This is a genomic window from Devosia sp. (genome assembly GCF_025809055.1).
Taxonomy (GTDB): Bacteria; Pseudomonadota; Alphaproteobacteria; order Rhizobiales; family Devosiaceae; genus Devosia.
This window is the reverse complement of sequence record NZ_CP075529.1, coordinates 136,886-152,895: the sequence shown is the minus strand read 5'-3', so window position 1 is coordinate 152,895 and position 16,010 is coordinate 136,886. Positions and strand designations below refer to the sequence as shown.

Sequence of the window (16,010 nt, the reverse complement as noted above, 5' to 3'; positions counted from 1 at the left end):
GGCATTGCCCGCGCTGTTTCAGGCGTTCGCGGCCGAGCGGCGCGCCTTGACGGCGGACCAGATGAAATAGATCACCAGAGCCGCGCCAAGGGCCAGGACCGTGGCGCTGATCGGCCGCTCGAAGAAGATCATCGGATCGCCCCGCGACAAAAGCAGGCTGCGGCGCAGATTGGTCTCGATCAGCGGGCCGAGGACCAGACCCAGCAGCATGGGCGCGGGCGAAAAGCGCATGAGACGCAGGCCATAACCGGCAAGCCCGCAGGCAATGGCCAGCATGACATCGAATACCGAATTGCGGATGGAAAACACACCCACGCAGATGAAGACGAGGATGGCCGGATAGAGCACGCCATAGGGGATGGACAGGATGCGCACCCAGATGCCGATCAGCGGCAGATTGAGGATGAGCAGCATGACATTGCCGATGAGGAAGCTGACCGTCAGGCCCCAGAACAGTTCAGGCTGATCCACCACCAGGCGCGGTCCGGGAACAATGCCGTGGATGATCAGCGCGCCGAGCATGATGGCCACGATGGCATCGCCGGGGATACCCAGGCTGAGGGTGGGAATGAAGGCGGTCTGCGCGGCGGCGTTGTTGGCCGCTTCGGGCGCGACAACGCCCTCGATGGCGCCCTTGCCCAGTTCATCCCGATGAGGGGAGACCCGCTTTTCGATGGCATAGGAGACAAAAGTAGAAAGCGCCGCGCCGGTGCCCGGAAGGATCCCAAGCAGAGCGCCAAGGCCGGTGCCGCGCGCGGCCGGAGCAACGGACCGCTTCCAATCCTCGCGCGTCGGCAGGAGCGACCGCCAGGTGACGTTGAGCGCCCGCACCGAGCCGCTCTTGATGCGGCCGGCATTGGCGATGACCTCGGAGATACCGAAAAGGCCGGTGGTGAGAACAACGAGGCTCAGGCCGTCGCCGAGCTCGGAGAAGCCGCCGGTAAAGCGGCGCACGCCGCTATTGACGTCCGTTCCGACAATGCCCAGCAAGAGACCAAGGACCACCATGGCCATGGACCGCGCAGGGGAGCCATCGCCCACAAGCGCGGCGGCCAGCAGGCCAACCGTCATCAGCGCGAAATATTCGGGCGAGCCAAAGGTCAGTGCGATACGCGCCAGCGCCGGAGCAAAGGCGGCGAGGATAAGAATGCCGACCATGCCGCCGACGAAGGAGGCGATGGTGGTGGCAAACAGGGCGACGCCCGCCCTGCCCTGCTGGGCCATGGGATAGCCATCAAGACAGGTGACGGCCGCGCCGGCCGTGCCGGGAAGATTGAGCAGGATGGAAGCGGTCGACCCGCCATACATGGAGCCATAGTAGATGCCGGCAAGCATGATGATGGCATCGGTGGGGCCGGCATAAAAGGTCAGCGGCAGCAACATGCCGACGGTGGCCAGAGGGCCAATGCCGGGGAGCACACCGATGAACATGCCCAGGGTGACACCGAGCCCGCAATAGAGCAGCGACGACACCGACAGGGCGACGGAAAAACCGAGGGCGAGATTGGAGATCAGTTCCATCAGAAGGGCCAGTTGATCGGTGCGATGGGGAGCTTGAGCAGGGTGATGAAGACCAGGGTGCAGCCGAGCGCCAGCACAGCAGACACGGCCAGCGCCATCCACAGCCGGACCGACCGGTCTGCCAGCGCGGAAATCAGCACGCTGGCAAAGATTGCCGGGATCATGCCGAAGGAGGTGATCAACAGGGCCAGCGCCACCGGACCGCCAACCACCGCCAGGATTTTGCGGAGGGGCGCGGGCTCTTCGGGAACGGACCGTTGGCGCAAATCTTCGACGAGGATGGCAGCGCCGGCGGCCATCATCAGCACGGACAGACCGATTGGGAAAATGGCTGGCCCGAGCTGGCCCACACTGCCCAGGGGGTAGCGAAAGGATTCGAACAGGGCGACGACTCCCACCAGAATGGTGGCGCCGCCCGCTACATAGCTACCAATGGGCGGCCGGGTTGTTTCGGACACGAATTGGGTCTCCCGCCCTTGCCGACCCATTTGATTTTCCGGATCGCTGTGCTAATCGTAGTTCACGAGTGTGAACAGGTTTACATGATGAAACAGACCTCGATCCGAAAAGTCAAGTCCGCCGACCGGACGCTGGACCTGCTGGAAACGCTGGCGCGATCCGCGAACGGCATGACGGCATCGGAAATCTCCAATGCCCTCAGCATTCCCAAGAGCAGCCTGTTTCACCTGCTCGGAACGCTCGACGAACGGGGCTATGTGAGCGTGGACGCCGAAGGCCGGCACAGGATCGGCCCCGCCGTTTCCCGCCTGGTTGCGGCGGGTGGTCCCGAGGTCACCCTATTGTCGGCCGTGGAGCGCGCGCTGGACGGGCTGCGCGATGCGATCAACGAAAGTTGTAGTTTCAATGTGGAAAAAGGCGACGAGGTGGAAGTGGTCGCCACCCGCGCCGGGCGCAACGCGCTGACCTATACAATGCAGGTGGGTGACCTGGCGCCGCTCTATGCCGTTTCCGCGGGCAAGGTCCTCCTGGCGCAGAAGGACCGGGACTGGCTCGACGCCTATCTGGCCCGCATTCGCTTCGAGAGTTTCACGCCCAACACCATCCAGTCGCATGAGCGGCTGATGCGCGAGATCGAGCGCAGCCGGGCCGAAGGTTTTGGCTTTGTCGATGAAGAATACACGCCCGGCATTGTCGGCCTGGGCGCCGCGGTGCGGGTGGCCGGACGGGCCATCGGCGCCATCAACGTGGCCATGCCCAGCCCGCGCTACAACCCGCAAAAGGCCAGCCTGATCCGCCAGCACCTGCGCAAGGCCGTGAGCCTGGTGGAGAGCCAGGTCAACGAAGCGGGTCCTGCGGCCTAAATCCATTCGCGCTCGAGCTCAGCCGCTCGCTTGCAAGCCGGCCGGGCCAGGCCTGCAGGCGGATGACGGCCGTGGGCCTGCAGGCGCTGTCCGCACAATGCCGCGCGAGATGATCCGGACGCCGCGCGTCGCGCCGCCCCGTTTCACCACCCTCTTGACAGCCGAGGCATTCGCGTGCCCATTTGTTCATGGATTGGAACAGTTTACATATGTGAACACCCTTCCACCAAGGAGGAGGACAATGAAGACACATGCCCTGATCGCCGGACTGGCGACTGCAATCGCGTTCACCGCGCCGGCGCTTGCGCAGGCCTGGCCGGAGCGCCCCGTCAACATGATCGTGGCCTATGGTGCCGGTGGTGGCACCGACACGCTGGCCCGCATCGTCGCCGATCCGCTTTCGCGCGTGGTTGGCCAGCCGGTGGTGGTGGAGAACCGCGCCGGTGCCGGTGGCACGATCGGCGCGGCGGCGGCTGCCCAGGCCAATGCCGATGGCTATACGCTCTACATGATGGCCAATGGCCACACGGTGGCAGGCGCCATGTATGCCAGCCTGCCCTATGACCCGGTGAGCGATTTCCAGGGCATTTCGGAAGTGGCCTCCATGCCGCTGGTGGTGATTGCGCGCCCCGATTTCGAAGCCAGTACGCTGGAAGAACTCATCGCGCTGTCCAAGGAACGCCCGGGCGAGCTCAACTTCGCCAGTGTCGGCGTGGGCTCCTCACAGCACTTTGCCGGTGAACTGCTGGCGGAAACCGCCGGCATCGACATGATGCACATCCCCTACCAGAACACGCCCGAAGCGCTGGCAGCGGTGCTGTCCGGCGAGGTGGACATGCTGGTCGAAGTGCTCGCGCCCATGCTGGGCCAGATCACCAGCGGCGACATCAAGGCCATCGTGGCGACCAGCGCCGAACGGCATCCGAAAATCCCCGAAGTCGCCACGGTGGCCGAAGGTGGATTTGCCGATTTCGACGTTTCGACCTGGTATGGCATTGCCGTTCCGGCCGGTACGGACGCCGCCCTGGTTGGCGAAATCAATGCCGCGGTGGCCGAAGCCCTCAAGGACGAGGCGCTGATCCAGCAACTCGGCGAGAGCGGCTATATCGTGCAGTCCTCGGACCCGGCCGATTTCACTGCCAAGATCGGCTCGGAAGTGGAGCGCTGGCAGCAGGTGCGCGTCAACGCCGGCATCGACCAGCTCTGATCCCTAACCCAGACCCGGGCCGCGCCACACCGGTGCGGCCCGCCTTTCTCACCGACCGACCCGGATAGACATGACCACTTCGCTCTCCCTGCTCACAATCTGCGGCAGCCTGCGCCAGGGCTCGTTCAACCGCATGGTGGCCAATACCCTGCCCGAACTGGCACCGGCCGGGGTGACCATCACCATGGCGCCCCCGATCGGCGACATGCCGCTCTACAATGCCGATATCCAGAACGGGACCGGCTTCCCGGAGGCCGTCACTGCGCTCGGCGACGCCGTCCGCGCGGCAGACGGGGTGATCTTCGTGTCGCCCGAGTACAATTTTTCGGTACCCGGGGTGCTCAAGAATGCACTCGACTGGGTATCCCGGCTGCCCGACCAGCCCTTCCAGTACAAGCCCGTGGCGCTGCAATCGGCAGCGACCGGCATGCTGGGCGGCGCGCGTTCTCAGTATCACATGCGCCAGATCATGGTGTTCCTGGACGCCCTGGTGTTCACCAAGCCGGAGGTTTTCGTGTCTTTCGCCAAGGACAAGGTGGATGCTGGGCGGGGCGTGCTGAGTGACGAGCCCACCCGCGCGATGATTTCCACCCAGCTCGAAGGATTTGCCCGGTTCGTCCGCAAGGTCGGCGGACCGGTCAACAAGGGAGAACAGGCATGACCATGTCAGCAGAGCTTTTGGACCGGCTTGCCATTCGCGACCTGGTCGAGAACTGGGCAGTGTGGCGCGATGCCGGCGACTGGAGCCGGTTCCGCAGCGTCTGGCACGACGACGGCGTGATGCAGGCCACCTGGTTCCAGGGCACGGCCGACGAATTCATCCGGGTGAGCCGCGAGGGCTTCGAGAAGGGCGTCAGCATCCTGCATTTTCTGGGCGGCACATCCATCGACCTCGATGGCTCGCGGGCCATCGCCCAGACCAAGATGACCATTTCCCAGCGCGGGCCGGTGGAGGGTGTCGTCTGCGACGTCGTCTGCACCGGGCGGTTCTACGACTTCCTCGAAAAGCGCGACGGCAAGTGGGGCGTGGTGCTGCGCCAGCCCATCTACGAGAAGGACCGGCTCGATCCGGTCGATCCGGCGGCGCAACTCAGTCTGGATGCGGACCTTTTGGCCCAGTTCCCGGCGGGCTATCGCCACCTGGCCTATATCCAGACGCGGATCGGCTATGTGGTCAAACGCGACATGCCCGGGCTGGTGGGCGCCGAAGTCGACGCCCTCTATGGCCGCGGGCGCGCCTGGCTGGCCGGGTCGGCGAGCCCGATGCAGGCCGGAGCGTAAACCCGGCCATGCGCGCATTCACCCACAGGACCCTGCCAGCCACCATCCGGTTCGGCGCCGGCGCGCGGCATGAACTGGCGGGCCTGCTGGATGAGCGGAACCTGCAGCGGGCGCTGGTGCTGACCACGCCCGAGCAGGCAGGACTGGGCCGCCAGATCGGGGCGAGTATCGGGGCAAGAGGCGCCGGTTATTTCGATGGCGCACGCATGCACACGCCGGTCGATGTGACCGAAAGGGCGATGCGCGTTGCCGGGGATCTGCAGGCGGACTGCCTGGTATCGGTCGGTGGGGGATCGACCACCGGGCTCGGCAAGGCGATTTCGGTTCGCTCCGGGCTGCCCAATATCGTCATTCCCACAACCTATGCCGGCTCGGAAGTAACGCCGATCCTGGGCGAAACCGAACATGCGCGCAAAACCACGCGGCGGGCCGACGCCATTCTGCCGGGGCTGGTGATCTATGACCCTGAACTGACCTATTCCCTGCCGGCGGGCCTGAGCCTGACCAGCGGCATCAATGCGCTGGCGCATGCTGCCGAAGCCCTTTACGCGCCCGATTGCACGCCGATCATCCGGCTGATGGCGATGGACGCCATGACTGCCATGATGCGGGCGCTGCCGGCCCTGCGCACCAACCTTGCCGATGCCGAAGCGCGCAGCGCCGCACTTTACGCCGCCTGGCTGTGCGGCACATGCCTGGGCGCGACCACGATGGGCCTGCACCACAAGATCTGCCATGTGCTCGGTGGCACGTTCGACCTGCCACATGCGCCGACCCACTGCGTGATGCTGCCGCATGTACTGGCCTATAATCGCGATGCGGCCCCGGAGGCCTATGCGGATATGGCACGCGCCCTGGGCGCGGAGCGGCCGGAACTGGCCATTCATGGACTGGTCACCCGTCATGGGGGGCCGGTGAGCCTGGCGGCGCTGGGGATGACGCCGGACGGTATCGCGACGGTCATCGAGCAATTGCAGGCGTCGCCCTATGCCAATCCGGCACCGCTGGATGCCGGCCGGTTGCGCATCATGCTGGACAACGCGCTGGCCGGGCGGGCGCCGGAAGCAGGAGGGATGGCATGACCGGCTTTTTCACCGAGGACAATTCAGCCGCCGCGGTCAATGCGCGCATCGGGGAGCAGGCCGACGCGCGGCTGGCGCTGGTCATGTCGGCCCTGGTGCGGCACCTGCACGCCTTTGCCAAGGAGGTCGAACTGACCCCGGCGGAATGGGAAGCCGGTATCGCCTTCCTCACCCAGACCGGGCAAATCTGCAGCGCCGAGCGGCAGGAATTCATCCTGCTTTCGGACACTCTGGGCCTTTCCATGCTGGTCGATGCGATCAACAACCGCCGGCCGGATGGCGCGACAGAGAACACCGTCTTTGGCCCGTTCCATGTGGCTGATGCCCCGGTGCGAGCCATGGGCGACACGATCAGCCTCGACGGCAAGGGTGAACCTTGCCGCTACCAAGGCCGGGTCCTCGACATGGATGGCGCCCCCATCGCCGGTGCCAGCATCGACGTCTGGTGCGACAATGCCGACGGGTTCTACGACGTGCAGCAGCCGGGTATTCAGCCCAAGTGGAACAATCGCGGCATCTTCATTACCGGCGCGGATGGCGCCTATGAATTCATCGGCATCAAGCCGGTATCCTACCCCATTCCGGATGACGGGCCGGTCGGCCGGATGCTGGCGGCACTGGGCCGGCACCCCTATCGACCCGCCCATATGCACTATCTGGTGACGGCGCCGGGATACCAGAAGCTGGTCACCCACACCTTTGTCGGCGGCGATCCATATCTGGAATCGGACACCGTGTTTGGGGTGAAGCAATCGCTGGTTGCGCCATTCGAGCCAGACAGCACGGGCCGTGCGGCCTGGCACTCGCCTTTCGACTTCGTCCTTGTGGCAGAGGACAGCGGCAAGGACTGAGCAGGCTCGGGCGTGAGAGACAGCGCCGCACTTCTGGGGTAACGTTGCAGCCTTCCGCCGCCGGGACCGCCCGCGGCAAAGATCAGGCCCGAACGCACGCGTCCATGCAGGAAATCCCCAATCTCCCAAAATCCGTCGCCACGGTGCTCGACGCCTTTTCGTCGCTGGGCGAGAGTTTCAAGGGAGCAATCACCGTCAATGCCGATGCCCGGATCACCTGGATCGACGAGCGCTATCGTCAGCTTCTGGGCATTGCGCCGGAGGCAAAGATCGTCGGCGAGCCGGTGGAGGATATCATCCCGCATTCGCTGCTGCGGCGGGTGGTGGAGACCGGGCGCCCGATCCTGATCGACATCATGGCCTTCGACGACAAGCAATTTGTGGTGTGCCGGCTGCCGCTGCGCAATGAGCACGGCGAAATCCAGGGCGCGGTCGGCTTCGTGTTCTACGAGGAAATCGACTACCTGGCGCCCATTCTCGAAAAATTCGAGACCATGCAGAAGCAGCTGACGCGGGCCCAGGCCGCCCTCAGCCGCGAACGGCAGACCAAATATTCGCTTTCCAGTTTCGTGGGCGCCTCCGCCCCGGTGCGGGAGCTGAAGGCCATTGTGAGACGCTTTGCGCTGCGCGACGGGGCGGCGCTCATCCTGGGGGAAACCGGCACGGGCAAGGAATTACTGGCCCATGCCATGCACCAGCAATCGGACCGGGCAGACGGCCCCTTTGTCGCGGTCAACGTGGCGGCCATACCCGAGGCGCTGCTGGAAGCGGAGTTTTTCGGGGTGGCACCGGGGGCCTTCACCGGGGCGGACCGCAGGCCGCGCAAGGGCAAGTTCGAGCTGGCGCATGGCGGAACGCTGTTTCTCGACGAAATCGGCGACATGCCGGCCGCCCTTCAGGCCAAGCTGCTGCGGGCCCTGCAGGAAGGCGAGTTCGAGCCGCTCGGCTCCAATACGGTCAAGAAGGTGGACGCGCGCATCATCGCCGCCACGTCGCAGCCGCTGGAACAGAGGCTCGAGGACAAGACGTTCCGCGCCGACCTCTATTACCGCATCGCCGTGCTGACCATCTATGTGCCGCCGCTGCGCGAACGGCTGGACGATATCGGGCTAATCGCCGAATCCCTGCTCGAGTCGATCCCCCGGCCGCGCGACCAGCGCGGCTGGGTGGTGACGCCCGACGCGGTGGAGCAGCTGACCCGGCATGGCTGGCCAGGCAATGTGCGCGAATTGCGCAATGTGCTGGAACGGGCTGCGGCCATGGCGCCGAGTGAGGTCATCGATATCGAGCTGGTACGCCGCGCCCTGCCCCGCGATGCGGCCCGGATGGCCCCAAACCAGATTGCCGGCGACCTGGCCGACCGCCTCGCAGCCACCGAACGCGCCGCGCTGGTGGATGCCCTGGCGGCCGAGGACGGCTCGCGCAGCGCTGCGGCGCGAAGGCTGGGCGTATCGCGGTCGCAGTTTTATGAGAAGCTCAAGCGGCACCAACTCGAATAGGGTTTTTCGCCTGTTGGATCTGGTCACGTTTGAGCTGGCGCTGCGAGTGGCCCTTTTTGCTGAACCGGGGGAATCACCCCCACCTAGCTTTGCTACGGCCCTGCGGGCCTAGCGACGCTACCTCCCCCATCTAGGGGGAGGTGAAGGGGGCCTGTGGGCCCCGGCCTGCGCCGGGGTGACAATCGAGTCCGTGGAATGTTCTGTTTCCATCTGACGCGCTCGACTGCCTGTCCGGATTACCGGACAAATTGCAGAATATGTCCTGATATTCGGACAGACACGTAGTCCGGACGATGCAAAAAGCCTGGAAATCCGGGTTTGGCACGGAACCTGCACTGTACTCCTGCAAAAGAATAGCGGCCGCAATGGCCGGTGACAGGGGTGGAGATGGTCCAGTCAAGGCGCGTGGCGCTGGTGACGGGGTCGACGAGCGGAATCGGGCTCGCGATCGCGCACAAGTTTGCCAGCATGGGACATGACGTAGCATTGAACGGCATCGAGTCTGATGCCGACGTCGCCGGAATCGTTCAGGAGTTGAACGGCCTGGGGGATGGCCGTGTGGTGTATTTCGGCGCCGATCTTGCCGACCAGGCGGCCAGCGAGGCCCTGGCCGATACTGTCATTGCCAAGTTCGGACGCATCGATTTGCTGGTCAATAATGCCGGCATCCAGAAAGTCGCGCCGATCGAGGAGTTTCCGACCGGCGACTGGAACCGCATTGTCGCGGTGAGCCTCGATTCCGCCTTTCATGCCATTCGCAGCGCCCTGCCCGGCATGGTGGAGCGCGGCTGGGGCCGGATCATCAACATCGCCTCGGCCCACGGGCTGCGCGCCTCTCCCTTCAAATCGGCCTATGTGGCGACCAAGCACGCCGTGGTCGGGCTGACCCGCACCGTGGCGCTCGAAGCGGCCGAGAAGGGCGTGACGGTCAATGCCATCTGCCCGGGCTATGTGTGGACACCGCTGGTGGCCGCCCAGGTCAAGGACCAGGCGCGCGTCCATGGGTTGAGCGAAGAGGAGGTTGTGCGCAAGGTTATGCTGGCGCCGCAGCCGACGCGCCAATTCGTGCAACCCGAGGAGATCGCCGAACTCGCCGCCTATCTCTGCTCGGACTGGGCGCGGTCGATCACCGGCTCCACCATTTCAATCGACGGAGGCTGGACCGCCAAATGAGTTCGCCCGACATCATCCTTTCCGCCCGGCAGCTGACCAAGCGGTTTGCCGGCTTTACCGCGGTCAACGGGGTCGACCTCGATGTCGAGCGCGGTACGATCCACGCGCTGATCGGCCCCAATGGCGCCGGCAAGACCACGTGCTTCAACCTTTTGACGAAATTCCTGCAGCCGACGGCCGGCAATATCACCTTCAATGGCCGCGATATCACGCGCCTCGCTCCGGCGGCCATCGCCCGGCTGGGCGTGGTGCGGTCCTTTCAGATTTCGGCGGTGTTTCCGCGCATGAGCGTGTTGGAAAATGTCCGCATCGCACTGCAGCGCGGCCGCGGCGACAGCTTTGACTTCTGGCGCAATCAGAAGGTGCTCAACGCCTATGACGAGGAAGCCCGCGAGCGTGTCGAGGAAGTGGGGCTGACGCCCTTCATCGGCGAAAATGCGGGCGAGCTCAGCTATGGGCGCAAGCGGGCGCTGGAAATCGCCACGACGCTGGCGCTGGAGCCGGAAATGCTGCTGCTGGATGAGCCCATGGCGGGCATGGCGCAGGAGGACGTAAGCCGCATTTCGGCGCTGATCCGGCGCATTTCGGCCAAGCGCACCATTCTGATGGTCGAGCACAACCTGTCGGTGGTCGCCGACCTGTCGGACAAGATCACCGTTCTGGCGCGTGGCGAAGTGCTGGCCGAGGGGCCCTATGAGACCGTTTCCAAGGACCCGCGGGTCGTAGAAGCCTATATCGGAGCCGGACATGCCTGAGGCCGCCATCCGCACATCGACCGAAGCCGGTTCCGCCCTCGCCGTCCGTGGCCTCGAAGCCTGGTATGACGAGAGCCATGTGTTGCACGGCGTCGATTTCGACGTGGCGCCGGGCGAACTGGTGACACTCCTGGGCCGCAACGGCGCGGGCAAGACGACCACGCTACGCGCGATCATGGGGCTGATCGGCAAGCGCAAGGGATCGGTGCAGTTCGGCGGGCAGGAACTGATCAACCTGCCGGCGCGCGCCATTGCCAAGGCCGGCATCGCCTTCTGCCCCGAGGAGCGCGGCATCTTTTCCTCGCTGTCGGTCGACGAGAACCTGATGCTGCCGCCGGTGATCCGGCCGGGCGGGCTCAGCCGCGACGACGTGCTGACCATGTTCCCCAACCTTCGGGAACGCCTTTCGAGCCAGGGCACCAAGCTGTCTGGCGGCGAACAGCAGATGCTGGCCATTGCGCGCATCCTGCGGACCGGCGCCAAGTTCCTGCTGCTCGACGAGCCGACCGAGGGGCTGGCACCGGTCATCGTGCAGAAGATCGGCCAGACGCTGGCGGCCCTCAAGGCGCAGGGCTTCACCATCATCCTGGTCGAGCAGAATTTTCATTTCGCCGCCTCGGTCGCCGACCGCCACTACGTGGTCGAGCAGGGCCGGGTCATCGACATGATCCCCAACACCGAAATCCAGAGCAATCTGGCAAAGCTTCACGCTTATCTCGGCGTGTAAGCAACAGGGTCCGAATGGACCGAAAAGGAGGAGAAACCCATGAATTTCAAGACACTGACACTGGCGGGACTGGCCGCCATGCTGATGGCCGGTTCGGCCATGGCCGTCGACATCAAGCTGGGCGTGCTCAATGACCGCTCGGGCATCTATGCCGACCTTTCGGGTGAGGGCTCGGTGGTTGCCGCCCGCATGGCCATCGAGGATTTCGATGCTGCCGGCAAGGGCATCAATGTCGAGGTCATCTCGGCCGACCACCAGAACAAGCCCGACGTGGCCTCCACCATTGCCCGCCAGTGGTATGACGAGGAAGGCGTGGACGTGATCGTGGACGTGCCGACCTCTTCGGCAGCGCTGGCGGTGAATGAAATCACCCGCGAGAAGGGCAAGATCTTCCTCAATTCGGGTGCTGCCTCGACCGATCTTACCGGCGCGCAATGCGCCCCGGGCACGGCCCACTGGACCTATGACACCTATGCCCTGGCCAATGGCACGGGCAAGGCGATGGTCGATAGCGGGTACAAGAACTGGTACTTCCTGACCGCCGACTATGCCTTCGGTCATTCGCTGGAAGAAAACACTGCCAAGGTCGTGGAAGCCTCGGGCGGCACAGTCGTGGGTTCGGTCCGCCACCCCTTCCCGGGCACCGATTTCTCGAGCTTCCTGCTGCAGGCCCAGGCCTCCGGCGCTGACGTGATCGGGCTGGCCAATGCCGGTGGCGACACCGTCAACTCCATCAAGCAGGCCGCCGAATTCGGCATCACCCAGGCCGGGCAGGCGCTGGCCGGTCTTCTGATCTTCATCACCGACGTGCATGCGCTTGGTCTTGAAACAGCGCAGGGCCTGGTGCTGACCGAGGCCTTCTACTGGGATCTCAACGACGACACCCGCGCCTGGTCCGAGCGCTTCTCGGCGGAAATGGGCGGCTCCAAGCCGACCATGGTCCATGCCGGCGTCTATTCGGCCGTCACGCACTACCTCAAGGGCGTGGAAGCCAGCGGCGACAAGGCCACCGAAGGCGTCATGGACTGGATGAAGTCCAATCCGTCGTCCGACCCGGTCTTCGGCGAGGGTGAACTGCGGGCCGACGGCCGGCACATCCACGACATGTACCTGTTCCAGGTGAAGACCCCCGACGAGTCGACCGGCGAGTGGGACTACTACAAGCTGCTCGCCACCATTCCGGCGGAAGCGGCCTTTCGTCCGCTGGAAGACGGCGGCTGCGCCCTCGTCGAGTAATCCTGTCCCAATCCTCCAGGCGTCCCGGCTCCGGCCGGGGCGCTCTCCCCTTCTCCAGGTAAGGTCACCATGTTCGAGCTTCTGGGAATTCCCCCACAGGCCCTGTTCGGCCAATTGCTGCTGGGGCTGATCAACGGCTCCTTCTACGCACTTCTCAGCCTCGGGCTGGCGGTCATTTTCGGGCTGCTCAACATCATCAATTTCAGCCATGGCGCGCAGTACATGATGGGGGCGTTCTTCGCCTGGATGGGCCTGACCTATCTCGGCATCCCCTATTGGGGCGCGCTGATCCTGGTGCCGATCGCGGTGGGCGCGACCGGGGTGCTGCTCGAGCGGCTGATGATCAGCCGGCTTTATCACCTCGACCATCTTTATGGCCTGCTGCTGACCTTCGGGCTGGCGCTGATCCTGCAGGGCCTGTTCCGCAACCAGTTCGGCGTATCCGGCCTACCCTATTCGATCCCATCGCAACTCAGCGGCGGGCAGAACCTGGGCTTCATGTTCCTGCCGAACTATCGCGCCTGGGTGGTGCTGGCCTCGCTGGTGGTCTGCTTCGGCACCTGGTTCGCCATCGAACGCACGCGGCTTGGCGCCTATCTGCGCGCCGCGACGGAAAATCCGACGCTGGTCGGCGCCTTCGGCATCAACGTGCCGCGCATGATCACCCTGACCTATGGGTTCGGCGTGGCGCTGGCCGCCTTTGCCGGCGTGCTCGCGGCCCCGATCTATTCGGTCAATCCAAACATGGGCGCCGATCTCATCATCGTGGTCTTCGCCGTGGTCGTTATCGGCGGCATGGGCTCGATCCTGGGCGCCATTCTCACCGGTTTCGGCCTCGGCATCGTCGAGGGCCTCACCAAGGTTTTCTATCCCGAGGCCTCCTCGGTCGCGATCTTCGTCATCATGGCCATCGTGCTCCTGGTGAAGCCCGCAGGTCTCTTCGGAAGGGCAGCATGACCATGAGCGCGACGACTGAACCGACGACGACCCAAAGCGCTGCCCGCGCCCTGCCGATCGGCACCCCGAAGCATCACATCATCATCTTCGCCGTCTTGCTGGTGCTGCTGCTGATCGCGCCCTTCGTGCTCTACCCGGTCTTCATCATGAAGATCTTGTGCTTCGCGCTGTTCGCCTCGGCTCTCAACTTGCTGCTCGGCTTTGGCGGACTGCTGTCCTTCGGCCATGCCGCCTTCTTCGGTGCCGCCAGCTATGTCACGGCCCATGCCGCCAAGGTCTGGGGACTGAACCCGGAAGTGGCGATCCTGCTCGGCATGGCCTCTGCGGGCCTGCTCGGCCTCGTCATCGGCGCGCTGGCCATCCGGCGGCAGGGTATCTACTTCGCCATGGTGACCCTGGCCTTTGCCCAGATGGTGTTCTTCATTTCGCTGCAGGCTCCGTTCACCGGTGGCGAGGACGGCATCCAGGCGGTGCCGCGCGGCAATCTCTTCGGCGTGCTGCCGCTGGCCAATGACATGACGCTTTATTTCGTCGTGCTGGCCATCGTCTTCGGCGGACTGCTGGCCATCTACCGGATCATCCACTCGCCCTTCGGGCAGGTGCTCAAGGCCATCCGCGACAACGAGCCCCGCTCGATCTCGCTGGGCTACAAGGTCAATCGCTACAAGCTGGCCGTCTTCGTGATGTCGGCGACGATTGCCGGCATGGCCGGAGCCACCAAGGCCCTGGTGTTCCAGCTGGCATCGCTCACGGACGTCTATTGGACCATGTCGGGCGAGGTTGTGCTGATGACGCTTCTGGGCGGCATGGGCACGATTTTTGGGCCCTTTGTGGGTGCTGCGGTGATCGTCACCATGCAGAACTATTTTGCCGGCTTCGGTGCCTGGGTGACGGTGTTGCAGGGCACGATCTTCGTGATCAGCGTGCTGCTGTTCCGCGAGGGAATCGTTGGCGTCCTGGCCAAGTGGCTGAAGAAGCCGCTCTAGACCGACTTGCGCGGGGATAGGGCGGGACTGCTATGCTAAGGCATCAGCCCCGCCGGAGCCGCCGATGCCCAAGACTGCCGCGCCGAAAACAGACGCCCCTGGCCGCAGCTTTGTCAGTGCCCGCATGGTGGCCGAACGTGCCGGGGTCTCCCGCTCGGCGGTATCCCGCACCTTTACCGATGGTGCCAGCGTCTCCGAACCGACGCGCCGCAAGGTGCTCGATGCCGCGGCAGCGCTGGGCTATCACGTCAACCACCTGGCACGCGGCCTGCGCGAACGCAGCAATATCGTATGCCTGGTGGTCGCCAATCTTACGACGCCCGTGCGTGCACAACTGGTGGATGTGCTGACGCGAAAACTGCAGGCTTCGGGCAAGATCACCATGGTGATCAATACCGAGACCGACACCGACAGCGTTTCGCGCGCGCTGCGGCAAACCCTCAACTATCGGGCCGATGCCACGGTGGTGCTGTCGGGGGCGCCGCCGGCCAGCCTGATCGAGACCTGTCTTGCCAATGGCCAGCAGGTCATCCTCATCAATCGCGACGAGCGGCTGAGCGGCAGCAGCAATCTGGGTGTCGATAATGGCATGGCCGGACGCGAGGCGCTGTTCCTGCTCAAGCGCGCCGGCTGCCAGCGGCTTGGTCTGGTCACATCCAATTCGCATACGGCGAGCCTGGTGGAGCGCGAGACCGCCTTCGTTCGTGCCGCAAAAGAGGCGGGACTGCCCGTGGCGGTGACCGAAGTGGGGCCGTCGAGCTACCAGGAGGGCATGACGGCAGCCCGGCTGGTCTTTGGCCGCTCCAACGCCCCCGATGGCGTGTTCTGCGTCACCGACCTCTTCGCGCTGGGTTTCATGGATTCGGCGCGCAACGATTTCTCCCTGTCGATTCCGGAGGACCTGTGCGTCATCGGCTTCGACAATATCGAGCAGGCTGGGTGGTCATCCTACAATCTGACCACCTTCGCCCAGCCCATGGACCAGATCGCGGACATGGTGGTCGGGCTGTTGCGCCAGCCCGAGGATGGCGGAACCGCCCGAAAACTGGTGGAGCCGACCCCGATCTGGCGACAATCTGTCCGCCCCGTTGCACGGTAGCGCGCAATTTTTGCACAGGTGTGCAACACCTTTTTTGTCATCAAAGCGTTACGCAATGTGACTAGCAACTTGTCCCCAACGAAACGAATGCACTTGTGTGCAATCGGAAATGGGTGTTGTCTTGGTCATGCGATGGCGTATCGCGCAGGACATTACCCAGCATCAGATTGGGACTGCCTGCCAACGCCGGAGCGATGAGGGAGGAGGCCCATGAGGCGGGCGAACCGGTGCCGATCCGGGTCGCCAATACGGCTAGCGCCGTGACGCCGCCTCCGCACTCGGCACCGATAAGCGCGGTGGTCCCCTGCGGCCGC

At 64.5% G+C, this 16,010-nt stretch carries 16 protein-coding genes; 14 read left to right on the top strand and 2 right to left on the bottom strand.

Features of this window, described 5'->3' with window-relative positions; all coding sequences use genetic code 11:
* Positions 1-18: 18 nt before the first annotated feature.
* Positions 19-1,521, bottom strand: a complete 1,503-nt coding sequence (locus KIT02_RS00720) for a tripartite tricarboxylate transporter permease (protein WP_297580943.1) — start codon at positions 1,519-1,521, stop codon at positions 19-21.
* On the bottom strand, positions 1,521-1,979 hold the full coding sequence (locus KIT02_RS00715; protein ID WP_297580941.1) for a tripartite tricarboxylate transporter TctB family protein: 459 nt from the start codon (positions 1,977-1,979) through the stop codon (positions 1,521-1,523). The genes KIT02_RS00720 and KIT02_RS00715 overlap by 1 nt, the downstream gene beginning before the upstream one ends.
* A gap of 84 nt (positions 1,980-2,063) precedes the next feature.
* On the opposite strand from KIT02_RS00715, the gene KIT02_RS00710 reads away from it, so the two are divergent.
* The 14 genes from KIT02_RS00710 to KIT02_RS00645 all read left to right on the top strand — a co-directional run bounded on the left by KIT02_RS00710 (position 2,064) and on the right by KIT02_RS00645 (position 15,696).
* Positions 2,064-2,843: an IclR family transcriptional regulator gene (locus KIT02_RS00710; protein WP_297580939.1), complete on the top strand. Its 780-nt coding sequence runs from the start codon at positions 2,064-2,066 to the stop codon at positions 2,841-2,843.
* 241 nt (positions 2,844-3,084) lie between these two features.
* Positions 3,085-4,050, top strand: a complete 966-nt coding sequence (locus KIT02_RS00705) for a tripartite tricarboxylate transporter substrate-binding protein (protein ID WP_297580936.1) — start codon at positions 3,085-3,087, stop codon at positions 4,048-4,050.
* A gap of 70 nt (positions 4,051-4,120) precedes the next feature.
* Entirely contained in the window at positions 4,121-4,711 is a 591-nt protein-coding gene (locus KIT02_RS00700) for an NADPH-dependent FMN reductase (protein WP_297580934.1), read from the top strand.
* Positions 4,712-4,713: 2 nt separating this feature from the next.
* Positions 4,714-5,331, top strand: coding sequence for a nuclear transport factor 2 family protein (locus KIT02_RS00695; protein ID WP_297585414.1), 618 nt, complete (start codon positions 4,714-4,716; stop codon positions 5,329-5,331).
* An 8-nt stretch (positions 5,332-5,339) separates the two neighbouring features.
* Entirely contained in the window at positions 5,340-6,413 is a 1,074-nt protein-coding gene (locus tag KIT02_RS00690) for a maleylacetate reductase (protein WP_297580932.1), read from the top strand.
* Complete coding sequence (locus tag KIT02_RS00685; protein WP_297580930.1) at positions 6,410-7,264, top strand: intradiol ring-cleavage dioxygenase; 855 nt, start codon at positions 6,410-6,412, stop codon at positions 7,262-7,264. The genes KIT02_RS00690 and KIT02_RS00685 overlap by 4 nt, the downstream gene beginning before the upstream one ends.
* Positions 7,265-7,368: 104 nt before the next feature.
* Complete coding sequence (locus tag KIT02_RS00680) at positions 7,369-8,763, top strand: sigma 54-interacting transcriptional regulator (protein ID WP_297580928.1); 1,395 nt, start codon at positions 7,369-7,371, stop codon at positions 8,761-8,763.
* Positions 8,764-9,150: 387 nt separating this feature from the next.
* The gene (locus tag KIT02_RS00675) at positions 9,151-9,936 is read left to right on the top strand and encodes a 3-hydroxybutyrate dehydrogenase (protein ID WP_297580926.1); all 786 of its coding nucleotides are present in this window, start codon (positions 9,151-9,153) and stop codon (positions 9,934-9,936) included.
* Entirely contained in the window at positions 9,933-10,691 is a 759-nt protein-coding gene (locus KIT02_RS00670; protein ID WP_297580924.1) for an ABC transporter ATP-binding protein, read from the top strand. The genes KIT02_RS00675 and KIT02_RS00670 overlap by 4 nt, the downstream gene beginning before the upstream one ends.
* Positions 10,684-11,418 carry an ABC transporter ATP-binding protein gene (locus tag KIT02_RS00665; RefSeq protein WP_297580922.1) on the top strand — a complete coding sequence of 245 codons (735 nt, stop codon included), beginning with the start codon at positions 10,684-10,686 and terminating at the stop codon, positions 11,416-11,418. Before KIT02_RS00670 ends, KIT02_RS00665 begins: the two co-directional genes overlap by 8 nt.
* Positions 11,419-11,457: 39 nt before the next feature.
* Positions 11,458-12,654, top strand: coding sequence for an ABC transporter substrate-binding protein (locus KIT02_RS00660; protein ID WP_297580920.1), 1,197 nt, complete (start codon positions 11,458-11,460; stop codon positions 12,652-12,654).
* Positions 12,655-12,723: 69 nt separating this feature from the next.
* Positions 12,724-13,611, top strand: coding sequence for a branched-chain amino acid ABC transporter permease (locus KIT02_RS00655; protein ID WP_297580918.1), 888 nt, complete (start codon positions 12,724-12,726; stop codon positions 13,609-13,611).
* A gap of 2 nt (positions 13,612-13,613) precedes the next feature.
* Positions 13,614-14,597 (top strand): branched-chain amino acid ABC transporter permease, encoded by a 984-nt coding sequence (locus KIT02_RS00650; RefSeq protein ID WP_297585410.1) that lies wholly within the window; start codon positions 13,614-13,616, stop codon positions 14,595-14,597.
* A gap of 64 nt (positions 14,598-14,661) precedes the next feature.
* Entirely contained in the window at positions 14,662-15,696 is a 1,035-nt protein-coding gene (locus KIT02_RS00645) for a substrate-binding domain-containing protein (RefSeq protein WP_297580915.1), read from the top strand.
* The last annotated feature ends 314 nt before the right edge of the window (positions 15,697-16,010 follow it).

What these genes read in the sequence shown, in the direction of transcription:
- KIT02_RS00690 (WP_297580932.1), top strand. Translation starts at nt 5,340, where the DNA reads ATGCGCGCATTCACCCACAGGACCCTGCCAGCCACCATCCGGTTCGGC.
- KIT02_RS00655 (WP_297580918.1), top strand. Translation starts at nt 12,724, where the DNA reads ATGTTCGAGCTTCTGGGAATTCCCCCACAGGCCCTGTTCGGCCAATTG.
- KIT02_RS00705 (WP_297580936.1), top strand. Translation starts at nt 3,085, where the DNA reads ATGAAGACACATGCCCTGATCGCCGGACTGGCGACTGCAATCGCGTTC.
- KIT02_RS00680 (WP_297580928.1), top strand. Translation starts at nt 7,369, where the DNA reads ATGCAGGAAATCCCCAATCTCCCAAAATCCGTCGCCACGGTGCTCGAC.
- KIT02_RS00675 (WP_297580926.1), top strand. Translation starts at nt 9,151, where the DNA reads ATGGTCCAGTCAAGGCGCGTGGCGCTGGTGACGGGGTCGACGAGCGGA.
- KIT02_RS00665 (WP_297580922.1), top strand. Translation starts at nt 10,684, where the DNA reads ATGCCTGAGGCCGCCATCCGCACATCGACCGAAGCCGGTTCCGCCCTC.
- KIT02_RS00670 (WP_297580924.1), top strand. Translation starts at nt 9,933, where the DNA reads ATGAGTTCGCCCGACATCATCCTTTCCGCCCGGCAGCTGACCAAGCGG.
- KIT02_RS00720 (WP_297580943.1), bottom strand. Translation starts at nt 1,521, where the DNA reads ATGGAACTGATCTCCAATCTCGCCCTCGGTTTTTCCGTCGCCCTGTCG.
- KIT02_RS00645 (WP_297580915.1), top strand. Translation starts at nt 14,662, where the DNA reads ATGCCCAAGACTGCCGCGCCGAAAACAGACGCCCCTGGCCGCAGCTTT.
- KIT02_RS00710 (WP_297580939.1), top strand. Translation starts at nt 2,064, where the DNA reads ATGATGAAACAGACCTCGATCCGAAAAGTCAAGTCCGCCGACCGGACG.
- KIT02_RS00695 (WP_297585414.1), top strand. Translation starts at nt 4,714, where the DNA reads ATGTCAGCAGAGCTTTTGGACCGGCTTGCCATTCGCGACCTGGTCGAG.
- KIT02_RS00685 (WP_297580930.1), top strand. Translation starts at nt 6,410, where the DNA reads ATGACCGGCTTTTTCACCGAGGACAATTCAGCCGCCGCGGTCAATGCG.
- KIT02_RS00650 (WP_297585410.1), top strand. Translation starts at nt 13,614, where the DNA reads ATGAGCGCGACGACTGAACCGACGACGACCCAAAGCGCTGCCCGCGCC.
- KIT02_RS00660 (WP_297580920.1), top strand. Translation starts at nt 11,458, where the DNA reads ATGAATTTCAAGACACTGACACTGGCGGGACTGGCCGCCATGCTGATG.
- KIT02_RS00700 (WP_297580934.1), top strand. Translation starts at nt 4,121, where the DNA reads ATGACCACTTCGCTCTCCCTGCTCACAATCTGCGGCAGCCTGCGCCAG.